Origin of the sequence: Curtobacterium sp. NPDC092190 (genome assembly GCF_044755625.1) — a bacterium.
GTDB lineage: Bacteria > Actinomycetota > Actinomycetes > Actinomycetales > Microbacteriaceae > Curtobacterium.
Genome location: NZ_JBIVRJ010000001.1, coordinates 568,544 through 587,249, shown reverse-complemented (window position 1 = coordinate 587,249; position 18,706 = coordinate 568,544). Strand labels below are relative to the sequence as shown.

General features: G+C 69.9%; 14 protein-coding genes. 9 read left to right on the top strand and 5 right to left on the bottom strand.

Annotated elements, in window-relative coordinates; genetic code table 11:
• The first annotated feature begins 23 nt into the window (after positions 1–23).
• From uvrA to ACIQFY_RS02705, 9 genes are all read left to right on the top strand, one after another.
• Entirely contained in the window at positions 24–3,059 is a 3,036-nt protein-coding gene (gene uvrA, locus ACIQFY_RS02745) for an excinuclease ABC subunit UvrA (RefSeq protein ID WP_245171061.1), read from the top strand.
• Positions 3,060–5,228, top strand: a complete 2,169-nt coding sequence (uvrC, locus tag ACIQFY_RS02740) for an excinuclease ABC subunit UvrC (protein ID WP_400338161.1) — start codon at positions 3,060–3,062, stop codon at positions 5,226–5,228. It abuts the gene before it with no gap.
• A gap of 108 nt (positions 5,229–5,336) precedes the next feature.
• Complete coding sequence (gene rapZ, locus ACIQFY_RS02735) at positions 5,337–6,248, top strand: RNase adapter RapZ (protein WP_066654437.1); 912 nt, start codon at positions 5,337–5,339, stop codon at positions 6,246–6,248.
• 76 nt (positions 6,249–6,324) lie between these two features.
• Complete coding sequence (gene whiA / locus ACIQFY_RS02730; protein WP_209682494.1) at positions 6,325–7,305, top strand: DNA-binding protein WhiA; 981 nt, start codon at positions 6,325–6,327, stop codon at positions 7,303–7,305.
• A gap of 256 nt (positions 7,306–7,561) precedes the next feature.
• Positions 7,562–8,572 carry a type I glyceraldehyde-3-phosphate dehydrogenase gene (gene gap / locus ACIQFY_RS02725; protein WP_058749583.1) on the top strand — a complete coding sequence of 337 codons (1,011 nt, stop codon included), beginning with the start codon at positions 7,562–7,564 and terminating at the stop codon, positions 8,570–8,572.
• Positions 8,569–9,786 carry a phosphoglycerate kinase gene (locus tag ACIQFY_RS02720; RefSeq protein ID WP_066654427.1) on the top strand — a complete coding sequence of 406 codons (1,218 nt, stop codon included), beginning with the start codon at positions 8,569–8,571 and terminating at the stop codon, positions 9,784–9,786. The genes gap and ACIQFY_RS02720 overlap by 4 nt, the downstream gene beginning before the upstream one ends.
• Positions 9,783–10,562 (top strand): triose-phosphate isomerase, encoded by a 780-nt coding sequence (tpiA, locus tag ACIQFY_RS02715; protein ID WP_251159781.1) that lies wholly within the window; start codon positions 9,783–9,785, stop codon positions 10,560–10,562. Before ACIQFY_RS02720 ends, tpiA begins: the two co-directional genes overlap by 4 nt.
• A gap of 120 nt (positions 10,563–10,682) precedes the next feature.
• Positions 10,683–10,934: a preprotein translocase subunit SecG gene (secG, locus tag ACIQFY_RS02710; protein ID WP_058727797.1), complete on the top strand. Its 252-nt coding sequence runs from the start codon at positions 10,683–10,685 to the stop codon at positions 10,932–10,934.
• A gap of 3 nt (positions 10,935–10,937) precedes the next feature.
• A complete protein-coding gene (locus tag ACIQFY_RS02705) occupies positions 10,938–11,297 on the top strand; it encodes an RNA polymerase-binding protein RbpA (RefSeq protein WP_066654425.1) in 360 nt (119 codons plus the stop codon).
• 294 nt (positions 11,298–11,591) lie between these two features.
• On the opposite strand, the gene pgl is transcribed toward ACIQFY_RS02705, so the two are convergent.
• The 5 genes from pgl to tkt all read right to left on the bottom strand — a co-directional run bounded on the left by pgl (position 11,592) and on the right by tkt (position 18,502).
• Positions 11,592–12,362: a 6-phosphogluconolactonase gene (gene pgl, locus ACIQFY_RS02700; protein WP_271825699.1), complete on the bottom strand. Its 771-nt coding sequence runs from the start codon at positions 12,360–12,362 to the stop codon at positions 11,592–11,594.
• A gap of 106 nt (positions 12,363–12,468) precedes the next feature.
• On the bottom strand, positions 12,469–13,413 hold the full coding sequence (locus ACIQFY_RS02695) for a glucose-6-phosphate dehydrogenase assembly protein OpcA (RefSeq protein ID WP_066654421.1): 945 nt from the start codon (positions 13,411–13,413) through the stop codon (positions 12,469–12,471).
• Positions 13,410–14,948, bottom strand: coding sequence for a glucose-6-phosphate dehydrogenase (gene zwf, locus ACIQFY_RS02690; protein ID WP_271825696.1), 1,539 nt, complete (start codon positions 14,946–14,948; stop codon positions 13,410–13,412). Before zwf ends, ACIQFY_RS02695 begins: the two co-directional genes overlap by 4 nt.
• Before the next feature lie 191 nt (positions 14,949–15,139).
• A complete protein-coding gene (tal, locus tag ACIQFY_RS02685) occupies positions 15,140–16,252 on the bottom strand; it encodes a transaldolase (RefSeq protein WP_066654417.1) in 1,113 nt (370 codons plus the stop codon).
• Positions 16,253–16,408: 156 nt separating this feature from the next.
• A complete protein-coding gene (gene tkt, locus ACIQFY_RS02680; protein ID WP_209682499.1) occupies positions 16,409–18,502 on the bottom strand; it encodes a transketolase in 2,094 nt (697 codons plus the stop codon).
• Between the last annotated feature and the right edge of the window lie 204 nt (positions 18,503–18,706).

The following is an 18,706-nucleotide window of genomic DNA, read 5'->3' as shown; positions in this document are numbered from 1 at the left end:
CCTGCTTCGTAGAATCGTCTGCGATGACCATCACCTCTGACCGCGGAACCGCGACCCCGGGCCGGAACGCCTTCGGCGAGCCTGCAGACCTCCACATCCCCGGCGGGACGGCGCCGCACAGCACCTCGACGCTCAGCGTCCGGGGCGCTCGCGTGCACAACCTCCGCGACGTCGACCTCGAGATCCCTCGGGACTCGCTCGTCGTGTTCACCGGGCTGTCCGGGTCGGGCAAGTCCTCGCTCGCGTTCGACACGATCTTCGCCGAGGGCCAACGGCGCTACGTGGAGTCGCTGTCGGCCTACGCCCGGCAGTTCCTCGGCCAGGTGGACCGGCCCGACGTCGACTTCATCGAGGGCCTGTCGCCGGCGGTCTCGATCGACCAGAAGTCGACGAACCGGAACCCGCGGTCGACCGTGGGCACCATCACCGAGGTCTACGACTACATGCGTCTGCTCTGGGCGCGCATCGGTGTCCCGCACTGCCCCGTCTGCGGCGAGGTGATCAGCAAGCAGAGCGTGCAGCAGATCGCGGACCAGCTCATGGAGTTCGAGACCGGCACGCGCTTCCAGGTCCTCGCGCCGGTCGTCTCCAAGAAGAAGGGCGAGTTCGTCGACCTCTTCCAGGAGCTCGCGGCCTCGGGGTACGCCCGTGCGATCGTCGACGGTGAGCGCATCCAGCTGAGCGACCCGCCCAAGCTCAAGAAGCAGGTCAAGCACGACATCTCGGTGATCGTCGACCGTCTCGTGGCGAGCGACGACATCCTCGGCCGCCTCACCGACTCGCTCGAGACCGCCCTGCGGTTGACGAACGGCACCGTGGCGATCGACCTCGTCGACCACGAGGGGCCCGGCGCGGTCCGGACCTACTCCGAGAACCTGTCCTGCCCGAACAACCACCCGCTCGCGCTCACCGAGATCGAGCCGCGGACCTTCTCGTTCAACGCACCGTTCGGTGCCTGCCCCGAGTGCTCGGGCCTCGGTACCCGCATGTCGGTCGACCCCGACCTGGTGCTCGGCGACCCCGAGGCCTCGCTGCGTGACGGCGTCCTGCTGCCCTGGACGGGCACGAGCGGGCTGTACTCGTACTTCGAGAAGCTCCTCGCGGGTCTCGGCAAGGACCTCGGGTTCGGCCTCGACACCCCGTGGAACCAGCTCGACCCGTCGGTGCAGGCCGCGATCCTGACCGGCAAGGACTTCCAGGTCTCCGTGTCGTGGAAGAACCGCTTCGGCCGCGAGATGCGGTACACGAGCGGGTTCGAGGGCGTCATGCCCTACATCGAGCGCAAGTTCGCCGAGGCCGAGTCGGACTCGCAGCGGCAGCGCTTCCAGGGCTACCTGCGCGAGGTCCCCTGCCCGGTCTGCGACGGCACGCGCCTGAAGCCCGAGGTCCTCGCCGTGACGGTCGACGGTCGCAGCATCGCCGACGTGACCGACATGTCGCTCGACCAGGCGTACGGCTTCATGGAGGAGCTGACGCTCACCGAGCGTGAGGCGCACATCGCGGCCGCCGTCCTCCGCGAGATCCGCGCGCGGCTCGAGTTCCTGCTCGAGGTCGGCCTGAACTACCTGACCCTCGCACGCGGAGCCGGCGGGCTCTCCGGCGGCGAGGCACAGCGCATCCGGCTCGCGACGCAGATCGGATCGGGCCTGACGGGCGTGCTCTACGTGCTCGACGAGCCGAGCATCGGCCTGCACCAGCGCGACAACCGTCGGCTCATCGACACGCTCGTCAAGCTCAAGGACCTCGGCAACACCCTCATCGTCGTCGAGCACGACGAGGACACCATCCGCACGGCGGACTGGGTCGTCGACATCGGACCGGGCGCGGGCGTGAACGGCGGCAAGGTCGTGCACTCCGGCTCCTACGAGGGCATCATCGCGAACCGCGAGTCGGTGACCGGTGACTACCTGGCAGGTCGGCGCGCGATCGAGGTGCCCGCCGAGCGACGGAAGATCAACCCGAAGCGCGTCATCAGCGTGCAGGGCGCCCGGGCGAACAACCTCAAGCAGGTCGACGTCGACTTCCCGCTCGGTGTCTTCACCGCGGTGACCGGCGTCAGCGGCTCCGGCAAGTCGACCCTGGTCAACGACATCCTGTACAAGGTGCTCGCGAACCAGCTCAACGGCGCACGGCACATCGCCGGCAAGCACACCCGCGTGAAGGGCCTCGACCAGCTCGACAAGGTCGTGCACGTCGACCAGGCGCCGATCGGCCGCACCCCGCGGTCCAACCCGGCGACCTACACCGGCGTGTTCGACCGCATCCGGCAGCTCTTCGCCGAGACGCCCGAGGCGAAGGCGCGCGGCTACCAGCCCGGTCGCTTCAGCTTCAACGTCAAGGGCGGCCGCTGCGAGAACTGCTCGGGTGACGGCACGATCAAGATCGAGATGAACTTCCTGCCCGACGTCTACGTGGCGTGCGAGGTCTGCGGCGGTGCGCGGTACAACCGCGAGACGCTGCAGGTGCACTACAAGGGCAAGGACATCTCCGAGGTCCTCGACATGCCGATCAGCGAGGCGGCCGAGTTCTTCGAGCCGATCTCGGCGATCCACCGCTACATGGCGACGCTCGTCGACGTGGGCCTGGGCTACGTGCGCCTCGGGCAGAGCGCGACGACCCTCTCCGGTGGCGAGGCCCAGCGCGTCAAGCTCGCGACGGAGCTCCAGCGCCGCTCGAACGGCCGCACGGTCTACGTGCTCGACGAGCCGACGACCGGCCTGCACTTCGAGGACGTCCGGAAGCTGCTGCTCGTGCTGCAGAGCCTGGTCGACAAGGGCAACACCGTGATCACGATCGAGCACAACCTCGACGTGATCAAGTCCGCCGACTGGCTGGTCGACATGGGACCGGAGGGCGGTGCTGGTGGCGGTACGGTCCTGGCCGTCGGCACCCCGGAACACGTGGCCGACGTCCCCGAGAGCCACACCGGTGTCTTCCTGCGCGAGATCTTCGATGCGCAGGACGCCCGTGTCGGCAAGGAGCAGGCGGTCGGTGCGCGTCAGGCCACCCAGAAGCACCAGGGCGGGCAGCAGAGCAAGCAGAAGGCGGGTGCTCGGTAGGTGGCGGACACCGTCTCCTGGCGACCGAAGGCGGGGGAGATCCCGACCGACCCAGGCGTCTACCGGTGGCGTGACGAGGCCGGTCGGGTGCTCTACGTCGGCAAGGCGAAGAACCTCCGTGCCCGCCTGAGCAACTACTTCGCACCGCTGCCGACCCTCCACGAGCGCACCCGACGCATGGTGCTCACGGCCCGGAGCGTCGAGTGGACCACCGTCGGCTCCGAGATCGAGGCACTGCAGCTCGAGTACACCTGGATCAAGGAGTTCGACCCGCCGTTCAACGTCAAGTTCCGGGACGACAAGTCGTACCCGTACATGGCGATCACCCTGGGCGAGGAGTCGCCGCGGGTGATGGTGACGCGGAACCGGAAGATCAAGGGCGCGAAGTACTTCGGGCCCTACCCGAAGATCTGGGCGGTGCACGACACCATCGACCTGATGATCAAGGTGTTCCCGATCCGCACCTGCTCGGACTCGTCCTACAAGAAGGCGATGCAGACGGGCAAGCCGTGCTTCCCGGGCCAGATCGGCAAGTGCGGTGGACCCTGCTCGCAGAAGGTCACCATCGCCGAGCACCGGGCGGTCGTCGAGGAGTTCGTCCGGTTCATGGGCAGCTACGACCGCAGGGTGATCACGACCCTGCGGCAGCGCATGGCCGCGGCCGCCGATGCCATGGACTACGAGCAGGCGGCGCGGTACCGCGACCAGGTCGGTGCCCTCGAAGCGGTGCTCGAGAAGTCGGCGGTGGTCCTCCGGGACTCGGTCGACCTCGACCTGTTCGGTGTGGCCGAGGACGAGCTCGCCGCCGCCGTGCAGCTGTTCTCCGTGCGCGGCGGGCGCATCCGCGGTGTCCGGGGGTGGGTGGTCGACAAGGAGCTCGACATCAGCACCGGTGACCTGGTCGAACAGATCGTCCAGGGCCAGTACGCGACGAGCGACGACGTCCCGCGCGAGGTCGTCGTGCCGGAACTCCCCGAGGACGCCGAGGCCCTGCAGCAGTGGCTCAGCGAGCGACGCGGCGGGCGCGGCACGAAGCTCAGCACGGCCCAGCGGGGCGACCGGGCGGGCCTCGCGCGCACGGCCGCCCAGAACGCCGCGCAGGCGCTCATGCTCTACAAGACGAAGCGCAGCGCCGACTACACGACCCGGTCGGCTGCCCTCGCCGACATCCAGGACGCCCTGGGGATGACCGAGGCCCCCCTGCGGATGGAGTGCTACGACATCTCCCACCTGCAGGGCACGAACGTGGTGGCGTCGATGGTGGTGTTCGAGGACGGGCTCCCGCGCAAGGACCAGTACCGCCGCTACACGATCGCCGAGACGACCGACGACACCGACAGCATGTACCAGGTGCTGTCGCGACGGCTGGCGCGCCTCGACGAGGACGCCGCGGTGCCGGACGTCCCGGACGCCACGAGCGAGGACGTCGTCGAGGGCACGAAGCCGACGAAGCGGTTCGCGTACCGTCCGCAGCTGCTCATCGTCGACGGCGGCCAGCCCCAGGTCCAGGCGGCCAAGCGGGCGATGGACGAGGCCGGCGTGCACGACATCGCCCTGGTGGGCATCGCGAAGCGCCTCGAGGAACTGTGGTTGCCCGACGACGACTTCCCGGTGATCATGCCGCGCAACTCCGAGGCGCTCTTCCTGATCCAGCGGATCCGTGACGAGGCGCACCGGTTCGCGATCACGCACCAGCGGACCCGCCGGAAGCGCGACGTCCGGTCGCAGCTGTCGGAGATCCCCGGGCTCGGCCCGACCCGGGTGAACGCCCTGCTGAAGCACTTCGGGTCGGTCGCGCGCCTGCGTGAGGCGACGGAGGATCAGATCGCCGAGGTGAACGGCGTCGGGCCGGCGACCGCGGCGGCGGTCGTCACGAAGCTCGCGCAGACGCCCCGCAGCGCGCCGGAGGGGAGCCCGCCCGGAGCGAGCGCCCCGGAGGCGGGCCCGTCCGGTGCGAGCGCCCCGGACGCGGGCTCGCCCGGAGGAAGCGTGCCGGAGGCGAGCGACGCCGACCCTGCCGGGCGCGCAGCCAGCACCCCCGGTCCGGAGCGGACGACGGACCCGGACGCGCCCGCAGCCGCCGCGGAGGAGCCGAGCCGCGCCTCCCTGCCGGTCGGCCCCGTCCGCGTCCCGGACGTCTCCGCCGACGGCCCGTCGCGTCCACGGTGACCGGCCCCGCTCCGAGCGCGGGACGGTAGCCTGGACGCGCAGCCGAGACCCGAAGCCGAGACCTCCCCGGGCCGTGGCCCGGGCCGCCACGACGGAGCCCTCCCACACATGAGCGACACGAGCGACGACCGAACAACCCCGACGTCCGCGTCGCAGCAACACGACATCCTCATCGTCACCGGCATGTCCGGCGCCGGCCGTTCCACGGTCGGCAAGGCGCTCGAGGACCTCGGCTGGTACGTGGTCGACAACCTCCCGACGCAGATGCTCGGCCCGCTCACCGAGCTCGCGGACCGTGCCGGGGAGAAGATCCCGAAGATCGCGACCGTCGTCGACGTCCGCGGCGGACGGTTCTTCACCGACCCGGAGCAGGCGGTCGAGCAGGTCCGTGCCAGCACCTCCGCCCGGGTCCGGGTGCTCTTCCTCGAGGCGACGGACGCCGTGCTCGTGCGCCGCTTCGAGCAGGTCCGCCGGCCGCACCCGTTGCAGGGCGACGGGACGCTGCTCGACGGCATCGGCCTCGAGCGTTCGCGGCTGTCCGGGCTGCGCGAGGCCTCCGACGTCGTCATCGACACCTCGGACCTGAACATCCACCAGCTCGCCAACGCCGTCACGGAGCGCTTCGCCGACGACCACTTCGTCGGGGTCCAGGTCACGCTCATGAGCTTCGGGTTCAAGTACGGGCTGCCCGCCGACGCCGACATGGTCGCGGACGTGCGGTTCATCCCGAACCCCTACTGGGTGCCGGAACTCCGCCCGCACACCGGCCTCGACGCCCCCGTCTCGGAGTACGTCCTGTCGCAGCCGGGCGCCCGCTCGTTCGTCGAGCGGTACGCTGCCGTGCTCGAGCCCGTGCTGGCGGGATACCAACGCGAGAACAAAAGACACGCTACGATCGCCATCGGCTGTACCGGCGGCAAGCACCGCTCGGTCGCCGTCGTCGCCGAGTTGGCGAACCTCCTCCGCGGGATGTCCGACGTCGCCGTGCGTGTGAAGAACCGAGATCTCGGCCGGGAGTGACCGTTCCTCCGGCCGCTCCACACCCACGTGCGCCGGACCCGCGGACCCCACCAGAGAAAACGTTAGGAATGATGCTGTGCCGTTGACTGCCGAGGTCAAGGACGAACTGGCCAGGGTCGTCGTGAACCGCAACACGGTCCGCGCCGCCGAACTCGCGACCATCCTGCGGTTCGCGGGCGGCCTGCACGTCATCTCGGGCAGGATCGCGGTCGAGGTCGAGCTCGACACCCGGATCATCGTCCACCGCGTGCGTAAGGACCTGGCGGAGCTGTACGGCGTGCGGAGCGAGGCGTCGGTGGGGTCGTCCGCGTCCTCCCGCCGCGGCACCCGCTACCTGGTCCGCGTGCTCGAGGCGGGGGAGACGCTCGCCCGCCAGACCGGGCTCATGGACGCGCGCCGTCGCCCGGTGCGTGGCCTGCCCAACCGTCTGACGACCGGCAACCGCGAGGACCTCGCGGCCATCTGGCGCGGTGCGTTCCTCGCCTCCGGCACGCTGACCGACCCCGGTCGCGCCGCCGCGCTCGAGGTCACCTGCCCGGGCAACGAGGCGGCGATGGCACTGGTCGGTGCCGCCTCGCGCCTCGGGATCGCCGCGAAGGGCCGCGAGGTCCGCGGCGTCCACCGCGTCGTCATCCGCGACGGCGAGGCGATCGGCCAGATGCTCACCGTCATGGGCGCCGCCCGCACCACCGCCGAGTGGGAGGAGATGCGCCAGCGCCGCGAGGTCCGCGCCACCGCCAACCGTCTGGTGAACTTCGACGACGCCAACCTCCGCCGCTCGGCGCAGGCCGCCGTCGCCGCGTGCGCCCGCGTCGAGCGCGCGCTCGAGATCCTCGGTGACGACGTCCCGGACCACCTCAAGTACGCCGGGTCGCTCCGGCTGCAGCACCGTGACGCCTCGCTCGACGAGCTCGGTCAGCACGCCGAGCCGCCGATGACCAAGGACGCGATCGCCGGCCGGATCCGCCGCCTGCTCGCGATGGCCGACAAGAAGGCCGTCGACACCGGCGTGCCGGGGACCGAGGCCAGCGTGCCGGAGGAGCTCGAGGGGGCGTAGCCCCGACCGGCCCCACGACGGACGGGAGGCGCGGTGCCGGCTGGCACCGCGCCTCCCGTCCGTCCGGGGGAGCGTCCACCACTGTCGGCGGGACCGTCCGGACGGACCGTCATCCGGCGCGGGCGCGCAGTGTCCGACTGCTAGGGTCGTTACGGCGACGTTACGGGGCGTATCGTCCACCACACGTGGGTCCGCAGGGCCGCACGACTCCGAAAAGCAGCGCCCCCGGGGCGCTCCACACCCACCAGGAGATCCATTGACCGTCAAGATCGGCATCAACGGCTTCGGCCGCATCGGCCGTAACTTCTTCCGGGCCGCCCTCGCCAAGGGCTCCGACCTCGAGATCGTGGCGGTGAACGACCTCACCGACAACGCGGCCCTCGCGAACCTGCTGAAGTTCGACTCCATCACGGGTCGTCTCGGCGTCTCCGTCGAGCTCGACGGCGACAGCATCGTCGTCGACGGCAAGCCGATCAAGGTCCTCGCGGAGCGCGACCCCGCGAACCTCCCCTGGGGCGAGCTGGGCGTCGACATCGTCATCGAGTCGACCGGCTTCTTCACCAAGGCAGCCGACGCGCAGAAGCACATCGACGCGGGCGCCAAGAAGGTCATCATCTCGGCCCCGGCGACCGGCGACGACGTCACCATCGTCCTCGGCGTCAACGAGGACCAGTACGACCCCGAGAACCACAACATCATCTCGAACGCGTCGTGCACCACGAACAGCCTCGCGCCGCTCGCCAAGGTCTTCCACGACAAGTTCGGCATCGAGCGTGGCCTCATGACGACGGTGCACGCGTACACCGCCGACCAGAACCTGCAGGACGGCCCGCACAAGGACCCGCGTCGTGCCCGCGCCGCGGCGCTCAACATCGTCCCGACCTCGACCGGTGCGGCGAAGGCCATCGGCCTCGTCATGCCCGAGCTCGCCGGCAAGCTCGACGGCTACGCCCTCCGCGTGCCGGTGCCGACCGGTTCGATCACCGACCTCACCCTCGAGACGTCGTCCGAGGTCACCGTCGACGAGATCAACGCCGCCTACAAGGAGGCCGCCGAGGGCCCGCTCAAGGGCATCCTGCTCTACAGCGAGGACCCGCTGGTGTCGACCGACATCACGACGGACCCGCACTCGTCGATCTACGACTCCGGCCTGACCAAGGTCATCGGCAAGCTCGTCAAGATCACCTCGTGGTACGACAACGAGTGGGGCTACTCGAACCGCCTCGTCGACCTGACCGAGTACGTGGGCGAGCGACTCTCGGCATGAGCCTCCGCACCCTCGAGGACCTCGGCGACCTCGCCGGCAAGCGCGTCGTCGTCCGGTGTGACCTGAACGTCCCGCTCAAGGACGGCACGATCACCGACGACGGCCGCGTGCGCGCGTCGCTGGGCACGCTCAACACGCTCGTCAACGCCGGTGCGCGGGTCATCGTGATCTCGCACCTCGGTCGTCCCGACGGCACGCCTGCGCAGGAGTACTCGCTCGCCCCCGTGGCGCAGCGGCTCTCCGAACTGCTCGGCAAGGAGGTCACCTTCGTCGGCGAGACCGTCGGCGACGAGGCGACCGCGGCCGCCGAGGCCCTCGGGGACGGCGACGTCCTGCTGCTCGAGAACCTCCGCTTCAACCCGGAGGAGACCTCGAAGGACGCGTCGGCGCGCACGGCGTTCGCCGAGCGGATCGCCGCCCTCGGTGACGCGTTCGTGTCGGACGGCTTCGGCGTCGTGCACCGCAAGCAGGCCTCCGTGTACGAGCTCGCGGCAGCGCTGCCCAGCGCGGCCGGCTCGCTCATCGAGTCCGAGCTGACGGTGCTCGAGCGGTTGACCAAGGACCCGCAGCGGCCGTACACGGTCGTGCTCGGCGGATCGAAGGTCAGCGACAAGCTCGGTGTCATCGAGCACCTGCTCCCGCAGGTCGACACGCTGTGCATCGGCGGCGGCATGCTCTTCACGTTCCTCGCGGCCCAGGGTCACGGGGTCGCGAAGTCGCTCCTCGAGCAGGATCAGCTCGACACCGTCCGGGCGTACCTCGCCAAGGCGGACGAGCTCGGCGTGACGATCGACCTGCCGACCGACGTCGTGGTGGCCTCCGGGTTCGCTGCGGACGCCGACCACGAGACCGTCGCGGCCGACGCGATCGAGTCCTCGTCGTTCGGCACGGACGGCATCGGCCTCGACATCGGCCCGGAGACCGCGGCGCGCTTCGCGTCGGCGGTGTCCGGCTCGAAGACCGTGTTCTGGAACGGCCCGATGGGCGTGTTCGAGTTCCCGGCGTTCGCAGCAGGCACGAAGACCGTCGCGCAGGCGTTGACCGAGGTCGACGGCCTCGGTGTCGTCGGCGGTGGCGACTCCGCGGCGGCCGTCCGGTCGCTCGGGTTCTCGGACGACCGGTTCGGGCACATCTCGACCGGTGGTGGTGCGAGCCTCGAGTTCCTCGAGGGCAAGTCACTGCCCGGTCTCGAAGCACTGGGGTGGTCCCGATGACCCGCACGCCGTTCATCGCCGGTAACTGGAAGATGAACCTGGACCACCTCCAGGCCATCGCCACCGTGCAGAAGCTCGCGTGGACCCTGAAGGATGCCCGCCACGACCACGACGACGTCGAGGTCGCGGTGTTCCCGCCCTTCACGGACCTCCGCAGCGTGCAGACGCTCATCTCGGCCGACAAGCTCGAGATCCGGTTCGGCGCCCAGGACCTGTCCCAGTACGACTCCGGTGCCCACACCGGTGACGTGTCCGGGGCGTTCCTCGCAGCGCTCGATGCGCAGTACGTCATCGTCGGACACTCCGAGCGGCGCACGCTGCACGGGGAGACCGACGAGGTCGTCGCCGCGAAGACCGCCGCTGCAGTCAAGCACGGCCTCGTGCCGGTGGTCTGTGTCGGTGAGACCGGCGAGGAGCGCGAGCAGCGCGGCGCCGGTGTCGTCCCGGTCGAACAGCTCAAGGTCGTCCTCGAGGCCGTGAAGCCGTCCGAGATCGTCGTCGCGTACGAACCGGTCTGGGCGATCGGTTCCGGTCAGGCCGCGACTGCGGAACAGGCCCAGGAGGACTGCGCCGCGCTGCGTCGCGGGATCGCCGAGGCCTGGGGCGACGACCTCGCCGCCAGCACGCGCGTGCTCTACGGCGGTTCGGTGAAGTCGGGCAACATCGCCGGCTTCCTGCGCGAGCCCGACATCGACGGCGCGCTCGTCGGTGGGGCCTCGCTCGACGTGCAGGAGTTCGCGGCGATCGCGCGCTTCCGGCAGCACGTCGGACTCTGATCCATCCTGCTCAGGCCGGCCACGTCCGCGTGGCCGGCCTGAGCCACGCCCGTGCCGGTGTCGGGGCTGCTCACGCGGCCCGCTACACTTGCAGGGCTGACTTCACACGAAAGGTACGTCGTGGCGATACTCTCCGTCGTGCTGCAGGTCCTGCTCGCGATCACGAGCCTCCTGCTCACGCTCCTCATCCTCCTGCACAAGGGCCGCGGTGGCGGTCTCTCCGACATGTTCGGCGGCGGCGTGACGAGCAACCTCGGGGCGTCCGGCGTCGCCGAGCGCAACCTCAACCGCATCACGGTGATCCTCGGTCTGGTCTGGATCGTCTCGATCATCGTGCTCGGTCTCATCAACAAGTTCACGGCAGGGAGCTGAGCCATGGCAACCGGAGGCAGTGCAATCCGAGGGTCCCGCGTCGGCGCGGGTCCGATGGGGGAGCAGGACCGCGGCGTCCAGGCCGAGCGCGTGGCCGTCTCGTACTGGGACGCCCTCGGCAACGAGGTCGTGCGGTACTTCTCGGCGACCCTGCCGGACGACGAGATCCCGGAGACGGTGGACTCGCCGTCGACGGGTCTGCCGGCCGGCCGCGACAAGGAGAACCCTCCCGTCGTCGCGAAGACCGAGCCCTACAAGACGCACCTCGCGTACGTGAAGGAGCGCCGCACCGAGGAAGAGGCAGCGCAGCTCCTCGAGGACGCGCTGCAGCAGCTCCGGCAGCGCCGCGGTACCGCGAAGTAGCACCCGACGTCAGAAGGCCCCCGCACCGCTCCGGTGCGGGGGCCTTGGTCGTCCGCCGGACGTGTCGTCGGTGCCCCTCGGTCCTCCGGTCCTGGCTGTTCCGGTCGCAGGACGTGCCGCGCGCGGTCGTTCGGGTCGCACGACATGCCGTCGGGGTCGGAGGTGAGTGGCAAGTCGTGCGACCGGAAGCGGGCCGGCGACGTCCGCACGGCAGTCGCGCGGGCCGGCACCGACGACGGACGGGAGGCGCGGTGCCAGCCGGCACCGCGCCTCCCGTCCGTCAGGGGGTCGCGTCTAGTAGGTCGACGCGATGAGGTTCTCGGGGACCTCGCGCGCGGCGTCCTGGTCCACGAAGAACACGGTGCGCTTGCGGCCCTGGACGCCGCCGACGGGGACCTCGTCCACCGCGGCACCGGCCAGCGCGAGGCCGAGCACCGACGCCTTCTCGGCGCCGGACAGGATGACCCACACGCGCTGCGAGGCGTTGATCACCGGGAAGGACAGCGTCAGGCGCTGCGCCGGCGGCTTGGGGGAGTCGTCGACCGTCAGCACGGCACGGTCGGTCACCGCGAGCTGCGGGAACTCGGGGAAGAGCGACGCCGTGTGGCCGTCGGGGCCGACCCCGAGCAGCGTGATGTCGAAGCGGGGCGCGACCGCGCCCTCGGGTGCTGCCTCCTGGAGCTCGCGCTCGTACTGAGCGGCGGCCTCGTCGATGGACAGCCCGGCGTCGGACGGTGCCATCGGGTGGATGTTCGCCTGCGGGATGTCCACGTGCTCGAAGAAGTCCGTCTGCGTGCCGGTGACGTTGCGGTCCGCATCGCCCTCGGCGACCCAGCGCTCGTCGACCCACCACACGTGCACCTTCGACCAGTCCACGCTCTCACGCGCGGGCGACTGCCCGATCGCCGCGAGGACCAGGGTCGACACCGAGCCGCCGCTGATCGCGATGTCCGCGCGCTCCTGCTCGTCCAGCACGTCGATGATCTTCGTGAGGAAGCGAGCGGCGACCGACGCGCCGAGGGACTGCTTGTCCGGGTGCACCAGCACCCGTCGTTCGTTGGTCACGTGTCTCCCGTGTTCGTGGCGGCCGACCGGTGCGACCGCCTTCGGTCCGACCGGGGCGGGCGGCGGTCGTGTCGACCGCCGCCCGGACCCCGGCCGTGTGCGGTGCTCAGCCGGCGATGGACTCGCGCAGCTGGGGCACCCCGTGCTTGACGACGTCTCCGAAGAGGACGTCCGCGTCGAGTCTACGGAGTTCCTCTGCGAGGCAGTCGCGCAGGTTCCGTCGGGGCAGCGACAGGTCGTGCGTCGGCTGCCCGGGCATCGACAGGGTCGCGACGTCGACGAGCGAGCGCTCGAGGTCGATCGTGCCCGAGGCACGCTCGAGCTTGACCCCGTGGATGCCGCTCGACCCGGTGGCCCGCGGCGAGGTGACGACGGACACCGGCACCTGCAGCTGCAGCTGGAGCCACGCGGCGAGCAGGATCGTGGACGGGCTGTCGCTCGCACCGGACACCTCGACGCCGGTGACGGGCTCGTACGGCGGCTGGTCGAGCGCCGCGGCGAGCTGGTTCCGCCAGAGCGTCAGGCGGGTCCACGCGAAGTCGGTGTCACCCGGCACGTAGGACTTCCCGAGCGCCTCGATCGCGCTGTTCGGGTCCTTCTGCGCGGCGGCATCGGTGATGCGACGCTGCGCGATCCGGCCCAGCGCGGACGCTGCCGGCTGCTCCGGAGCGGCCTGCGGCCACCATGCGACGACGGGGGCGTCGGACAGGAGGAGGCCGGTGACCAGGCTCTCCTCGTCCGTCGCGGTCTCGCCGTACGCACGGAGGACGATGACCTCGCTCGCGCCCGCATCGCTGCCGACGCGGATCTGGGCGTCGAGCCGACCGGGGGACTTCGTGTCGCCGTCGTTCTTCGACACGATGATCACCCGCATCGGGTGCTCGCGCGACGCCTGGTTCGCGGCCGAGATCGCCTCCTCCTCGTGCCCGAGGGCGGTCGAGATGATGAGCGTCAGCACGCGGCCGAGGGCGACGGCGCCACCCTCCTCGCGGATGTGGACGAGCTTCTTCTGGATCTTCGAGACCGTGGTGTTCGGCAGGTCGATCTTCATGGACGCCTCCAGGTCCGGCCGTCACGGGCGAGCAGGGCATCGGCGGACGCCGGACCCCACGTGCCGGGACGGTACTGCTCGGGCTGGCCCTGCGTGGCCCAGAACGCCTCGATCGGGTCGAGGATCTTCCACGACAGTTCCACCTCTTGGTGACGGGGGAACAGGGGCGGGTCGCCGAGGAGCACGTCGAGGATGAGTCGCTCGTACGCCTCCGGCGATGCCTCGGTGAACGCGTGTCCGTAGCCGAAGTCCATCGTCACGTCGCGCACCTGCGTGCCGACGCCCGGGACCTTCGAGCCGAAGCGGAGCGTGACGCCCTCGTCCGGCTGGACACGGATGACGAGCGCGTTCTGCCCGAGGGGTGCCTGCGTGTTGCCGTAGACGTCCTCGGGGACGCGCTTGAAGACGATCGCGATCTCGGTCACGCGACGGCCGAGGCGCTTGCCTGCCCGCAGGTAGAACGGGACGCCCTGCCAGCGGCGGGTCGCGATGTCGAGCTTGATCGCCGCGTAGGTCTCGGTCGTGGACTCGGGGTCCATCCCCGCTTCCTCGAGGAAGCCCAGGACCTTCTCGCCGCCCTGCCAGCCACCGTCGTACTGCCCGCGGGCCGTCGCCGTGGCGAGGTCCTCGGGCAGGCGCACGGCGGAGAGCACCTTCTCCTTCTCGGCGCGCAGGTCAGCGGCCTTGAACGAGACGGGTTCCTCCATCGCGGTGAGCGCGAGGAGCTGCAGCAGGTGGTTCTGGATGACGTCGCGCGCTGCGCCGATGCCGTCGTAGTACGCGGCCCGACCGGCGACGCCGATGTCCTCGGCCATCGTGATCTGCACGTGGTCGACGTAGTTCGAGTTCCAGATGGGTTCGTACATCTGGTTCGCGAACCGGAGCGTCAGCAGGTTCTGGACGGTCTCCTTGCCGAGGTAGTGGTCGATGCGGAACACGTCGTCGGGCGCGAAGACGCTCTCGACGATCGCGTTCAGCTCGCGCGCGGTGCGGAGGTCGGAGCCGAACGGCTTCTCGACGACCACGCGGCTCCAGGAGCCCTCGCGCTTCTCGGTCAGTCCGGAGACCTTGAGCTGCTCGGTCACCACCGGGAACATCTTCGGCGGGATGGAGAGGTAGAAGGCGTGGTTGCCGAGCGTGCCGCGCTCCGCGTCGAGCTCGTCGACGGTGCGCTTCAGCTCGAGGAAGGCCTCGGGGTCGTCGAACGAGCCCTGCACGAAGCGGATGCCCTGCTCGAGCTGCTTCCAGACGGCCTCGTCGAAGGGGGTGCGGGAGTGGTCCCGGACCGCGTCGTGCACGAGCTGGGAGAAGTCCTGGTCCTCCCAGTCGCGCCGGGCGAACCCGACGAGTGCGAATCCCGGGGGCAGGAGCCCTCGGTTCGCCAGGTCGTAGACCGCGGGCATCAGCTTCTTGCGGGACAGGTCGCCCGTCACGCCGAAGATGATGAGGGTGCTGGGCCCCGCGATCCGGTTCAGACGTCGGTCGGTCGGCAACCGGAGCGGGTTGTGCTCCGGGGTGATCGCCACCGGTGACATGAGTGTGGACTCCTTGTGGGTCGAACGGAGACGGCGGAGCGCTGCGCTGCGGGGGCAGCGGCGACTCCGCCGTCGTGGTGGTCAGGTCCGGCCGGGAGGCGCGTCGCGGCGCCGGCGGTCGGGTCCTGACCGGGGGTGCCTGCGTCCGGGGGACGGCGGTCCCGTCCTCCGGACGCAGGCTCCGGTCGTGCTTACTTGCTGTTCTCGAGCGCGGTCTTCACCGTGTCGACGAGCTCGCCCCAGGAGACGTTGAACTTGTCGACGCCCTCCTTCTCGAGCAGCGCGACGACGTCGTCGTAGTCGACACCGGCGGCAGCGATCTGGTCCATGACCTGCTGCGCGTCGTCGAACGAGCCGGCGATGGCGTCACCGTGGATCTCGCCGTGGTCGAACGTCGCGTCGAGCGTCTTGCCCGGCATGGTGTTGACCGTGTTCGGCGCGGCGAGCTCGGTCACGTAGAGCGTGTCGGGCAGCGACGGGTCCTTGACACCGGTCGAGGCCCACAGCGGACGCTGCGTGTTGGCACCGGACTCGAGCAGGCCGAGGGCACGCTCGGTGGCGAACTGCTCGGTCCAGACCTGGTAGGCGAGCTGCGCGTTGGCGATACCGGCCTTCGACTTGAGGGCCTTCGCCTCGTCGGTGCCCGCGGCGTCGAGGCGCTTGTCGATCTCGGAGTCGACACGCGACACGAAGAACGAGGCGACCGAGTGGATCTTCGAGAGGTCGTGGCCCGCGGCCTTGGCCTTCTCGAGGCCACCGAGGTAGGCGTCGATGACGGCGCGGTAGCGCTCGAGCGAGAAGATCAGGGTGACGTTGACCGAGATGCCGGCACCGATGACCTCGGTGATGGCCTCGAGGCCCTCGAGCGTCGCGGGGATCTTGATGAGGACGTTCTCGCGACCGACCTTCTCGAACAGGAACTTGGCCTGCTCGATGGTCTTCTGGGTGTCGTGGGCGAGGCCCGGCTCGACCTCGATCGAGACACGGCCGTCGAAGCCCTTGGTCTCGTCGTAGATCGGCTTGAAGACGTCGGACGCGTTCGCGACGTCCTGCGTGGTGATCTCGAAGATCGCCTCGGTGACGTCGGTGCCCTTCGCCGCGAGCTCCTTGACCTGCGAGTCGTAGCGCTCGCCCTTGGCGAGGGCCGACGCGAAGATCGTCGGGTTCGTGGTGACGCCGACGACGTTCTTCTGCTCGATCAGCTCGGTCAGCTTGCCGGTCTCGAGCAGCTCGCGCGACAGGTCGTCGAGCCAGATGCTGACGCCGACCTCGGAGAGGGCGGCGGTGGGGGTGTTCTCAGCCATGGTTTCTCTTCTTCTTTCGTCGACCGGCCCGGTGCGCGGAGGCGACCAGGGCCGTGTGTGTCGTGGTCTGTGGGCCGGGAGGCGCGGTGGCGGGGCCGCCGTGTGCCTCCCGGCAGAGGGGCCGGACCCGGCGTACCGGATCCGGCCCCTCGTGGGTCAGGACGCTGCGATCGATTCCTTGGCGGCGGCGACGACGTGCTCGGTGGTGAACCCGAACTCGGCGAACAGGCGCTGGTAGTCGGCCGATGCACCGAAGTGCTCGATCGACACGCTGCGGCCCTTGTCGCCGACGATGTCGCGCCAGCTCATCGCGATGCCGGCCTCGACCGAGACGCGCGCCGTGACGGCCTTCGGCAGGACCTGCTCGCGGTAGGACTCCGACTGCTCGAAGAACCACTCGAGCGAGGGGGCGCTCACGACGCGGGCGTTGATGCCCTCGCCCTTGAGCTGCTCACGGGCGTCGACCGCGATCTGGACCTCGGAACCGGTCGCGATGAGGATCACGTCCGGGGTGCCGTTCGGCGCCTCGGCCAGGACGTACGCGCCCTTGGCGACGTTCTTCGCCGAGGCGAGCGTCTCGCCGGAGGCGTCGCCCTCGCCACGCTCGAAGACGGGGAGGTTCTGACGGCTCAGCGCGATGCCGGCCGGACGGTCCTTGTGCTTGAGCATCTCGAGCCACGCGTACGACACCTCGTTGGCGTCGGCCGGACGGACGACGTCGAGACCCGGGATCGCACGGAGCGCGGTGATCTGCTCGATCGGCTGGTGCGTCGGGCCGTCCTCGCCCAGGGCGATGGAGTCGTGGGTCCAGACGTAGATCGCCGGCGCCTTCATGAGCGCGGCGAGACGGACCGCCGGACGCATGTAGTCGCTGAAGATGAGGAACGTGCCGCCGAAGGGGCGGGTGTTCCCGTGCAGGACGATGCCGGACAGGATCGAGCCCATCGCGTGCTCGCGGATGCCGAAGTGCAGCACGCGGCCGTACGGGTCGGTGCTCCAGGTCTTCGTCGACGCCTCGGCCGGACCGAAGGACTTCGCGCCCTCGATCGTGGTCAGGTTCGACTCGGCGAGGTCCGCCGAACCGCCCCAGAACTCGGGCATGAGCGGCGCGATGGCGTTGATGACCTTGCCGGAGGCGGCGCGGGTCGAGACGGCCTTCTCGGTGGAGAAGACCGGCAGCGCCTCCTCGAGGCCCTCGGGGAGCTCGCCCGCGTTGATGCGGTCGAGCATCGCCTTCTTCTCCGGGTTGGCCGCAGCCCACGCGTCGAAGGTCTTCGTCCACTCGGCGTGCTCGGCCTGGCCCTTGGTGATCGCACCGCGGGTGTACTCGAGCACCTCCGGGTCGACGTGGAAGGTCTTGTCCGCGTCGAAGCCGAGGACCTCCTTGAGGCCCTTGAGCTCGTCGGCACCGAGCGCCGAACCGTGGATCTTGCCGGAGTTCTGCTTGGTCGGCGACGGCCAACCGATGATCGTCTTGAGGACGATGAGCGACGGCTTGGTCGTCTCGGCCTTGGCGGCCTCGACGGCGCGGTGGAGCTCCTCGACGTCCTCGGAGTACTCGCCGGTCTTCTTCCAGTCGACGTGCTGGACGTGCCAGCCGAGGGCCTCGTAGCGGGCCGCGACGTCCTCGGAGAACGCGATGTCGGTGTCGTCCTCGATCGAGATCTGGTTCGAGTCGTAGAAGACGACCAGGCGACCGAGCTGCTGACGGCCCGCGAGGCTCGCGGCCTCGTTGGTGACGCCCTCCTGCATGTCACCGTCACCGGCGATCACGTAGGTGAAGTGGTCGAAGGGCGACTCGCCGTCGGCGGTCTCCGGGTCGAACAGGCCGCGCTCGAAGCGCTGCGCGTAGCCGAAGCCGACCGCCGAGGCGAGGCCCTGGCCGAGCGGGCCGGTGGTGATCTCGACACCGTCGGTGTGGCCGTACTCCGGGTGACCCGGGGTCTTCGAGCCCCACTTGCGCAGGTGCTGCAGGTCCTCGAGCTCGAGGCCGTAGCCGTGCAGGTAGAACTGCACGTACTGCAGGATCGAGGCGTGACCGGCGGAGAGGATGAAGCGGTCGCGACCGATCCAGGTGGAGTCGCTGGGGTCGCGACGCATCACCTTCTGGAAGAGCAGGTGGGCGACCGGCGCGAGGCTCATCGCGGTGCCGGGGTGACCGTTGCCGGCGGCCTCGACCGCGTCGGCGGCGAGGACGCGTGCCGTGTCGACGGCCTTCCGGTCGATGGCGTCCCAGGTGAATTCAGCCACTTGGATGTTGACCCTTCGTTGTTGCGACATGTGCGAGGGCTCGTGCCATCGCACGGACATGATCGCCGTCCCGGGGCCGTGTGTCGTGTCGCCGTCGAGCGGCGGCCGACCGGCTCTTCGCGGCCGACGTCTTCGGGGCACACGATGCGGGAGGGCGTGTCCAGCATAGTGACCACGCACTCAGAAGGTGTCCAGGTGACGACG

Excerpts from the sequence above, each read along its gene's own strand:
- ACIQFY_RS02695 (WP_066654421.1), bottom strand. The coding sequence starts at position 13,413 with ATGAAGATCGACCTGCCGAACACCACGGTCTCGAAGATCCAGAAGAAG.
- ACIQFY_RS02705 (WP_066654425.1), top strand. The coding sequence starts at position 10,938 with ATGGCAACCGGAGGCAGTGCAATCCGAGGGTCCCGCGTCGGCGCGGGT.
- rapZ (WP_066654437.1), top strand. The coding sequence starts at position 5,337 with ATGAGCGACACGAGCGACGACCGAACAACCCCGACGTCCGCGTCGCAG.
- tal (WP_066654417.1), bottom strand. The coding sequence starts at position 16,252 with ATGGCTGAGAACACCCCCACCGCCGCCCTCTCCGAGGTCGGCGTCAGC.
- tpiA (WP_251159781.1), top strand. The coding sequence starts at position 9,783 with ATGACCCGCACGCCGTTCATCGCCGGTAACTGGAAGATGAACCTGGAC.
- uvrA (WP_245171061.1), top strand. The coding sequence starts at position 24 with ATGACCATCACCTCTGACCGCGGAACCGCGACCCCGGGCCGGAACGCC.
- zwf (WP_271825696.1), bottom strand. The coding sequence starts at position 14,948 with ATGTCACCGGTGGCGATCACCCCGGAGCACAACCCGCTCCGGTTGCCG.
- ACIQFY_RS02720 (WP_066654427.1), top strand. The coding sequence starts at position 8,569 with ATGAGCCTCCGCACCCTCGAGGACCTCGGCGACCTCGCCGGCAAGCGC.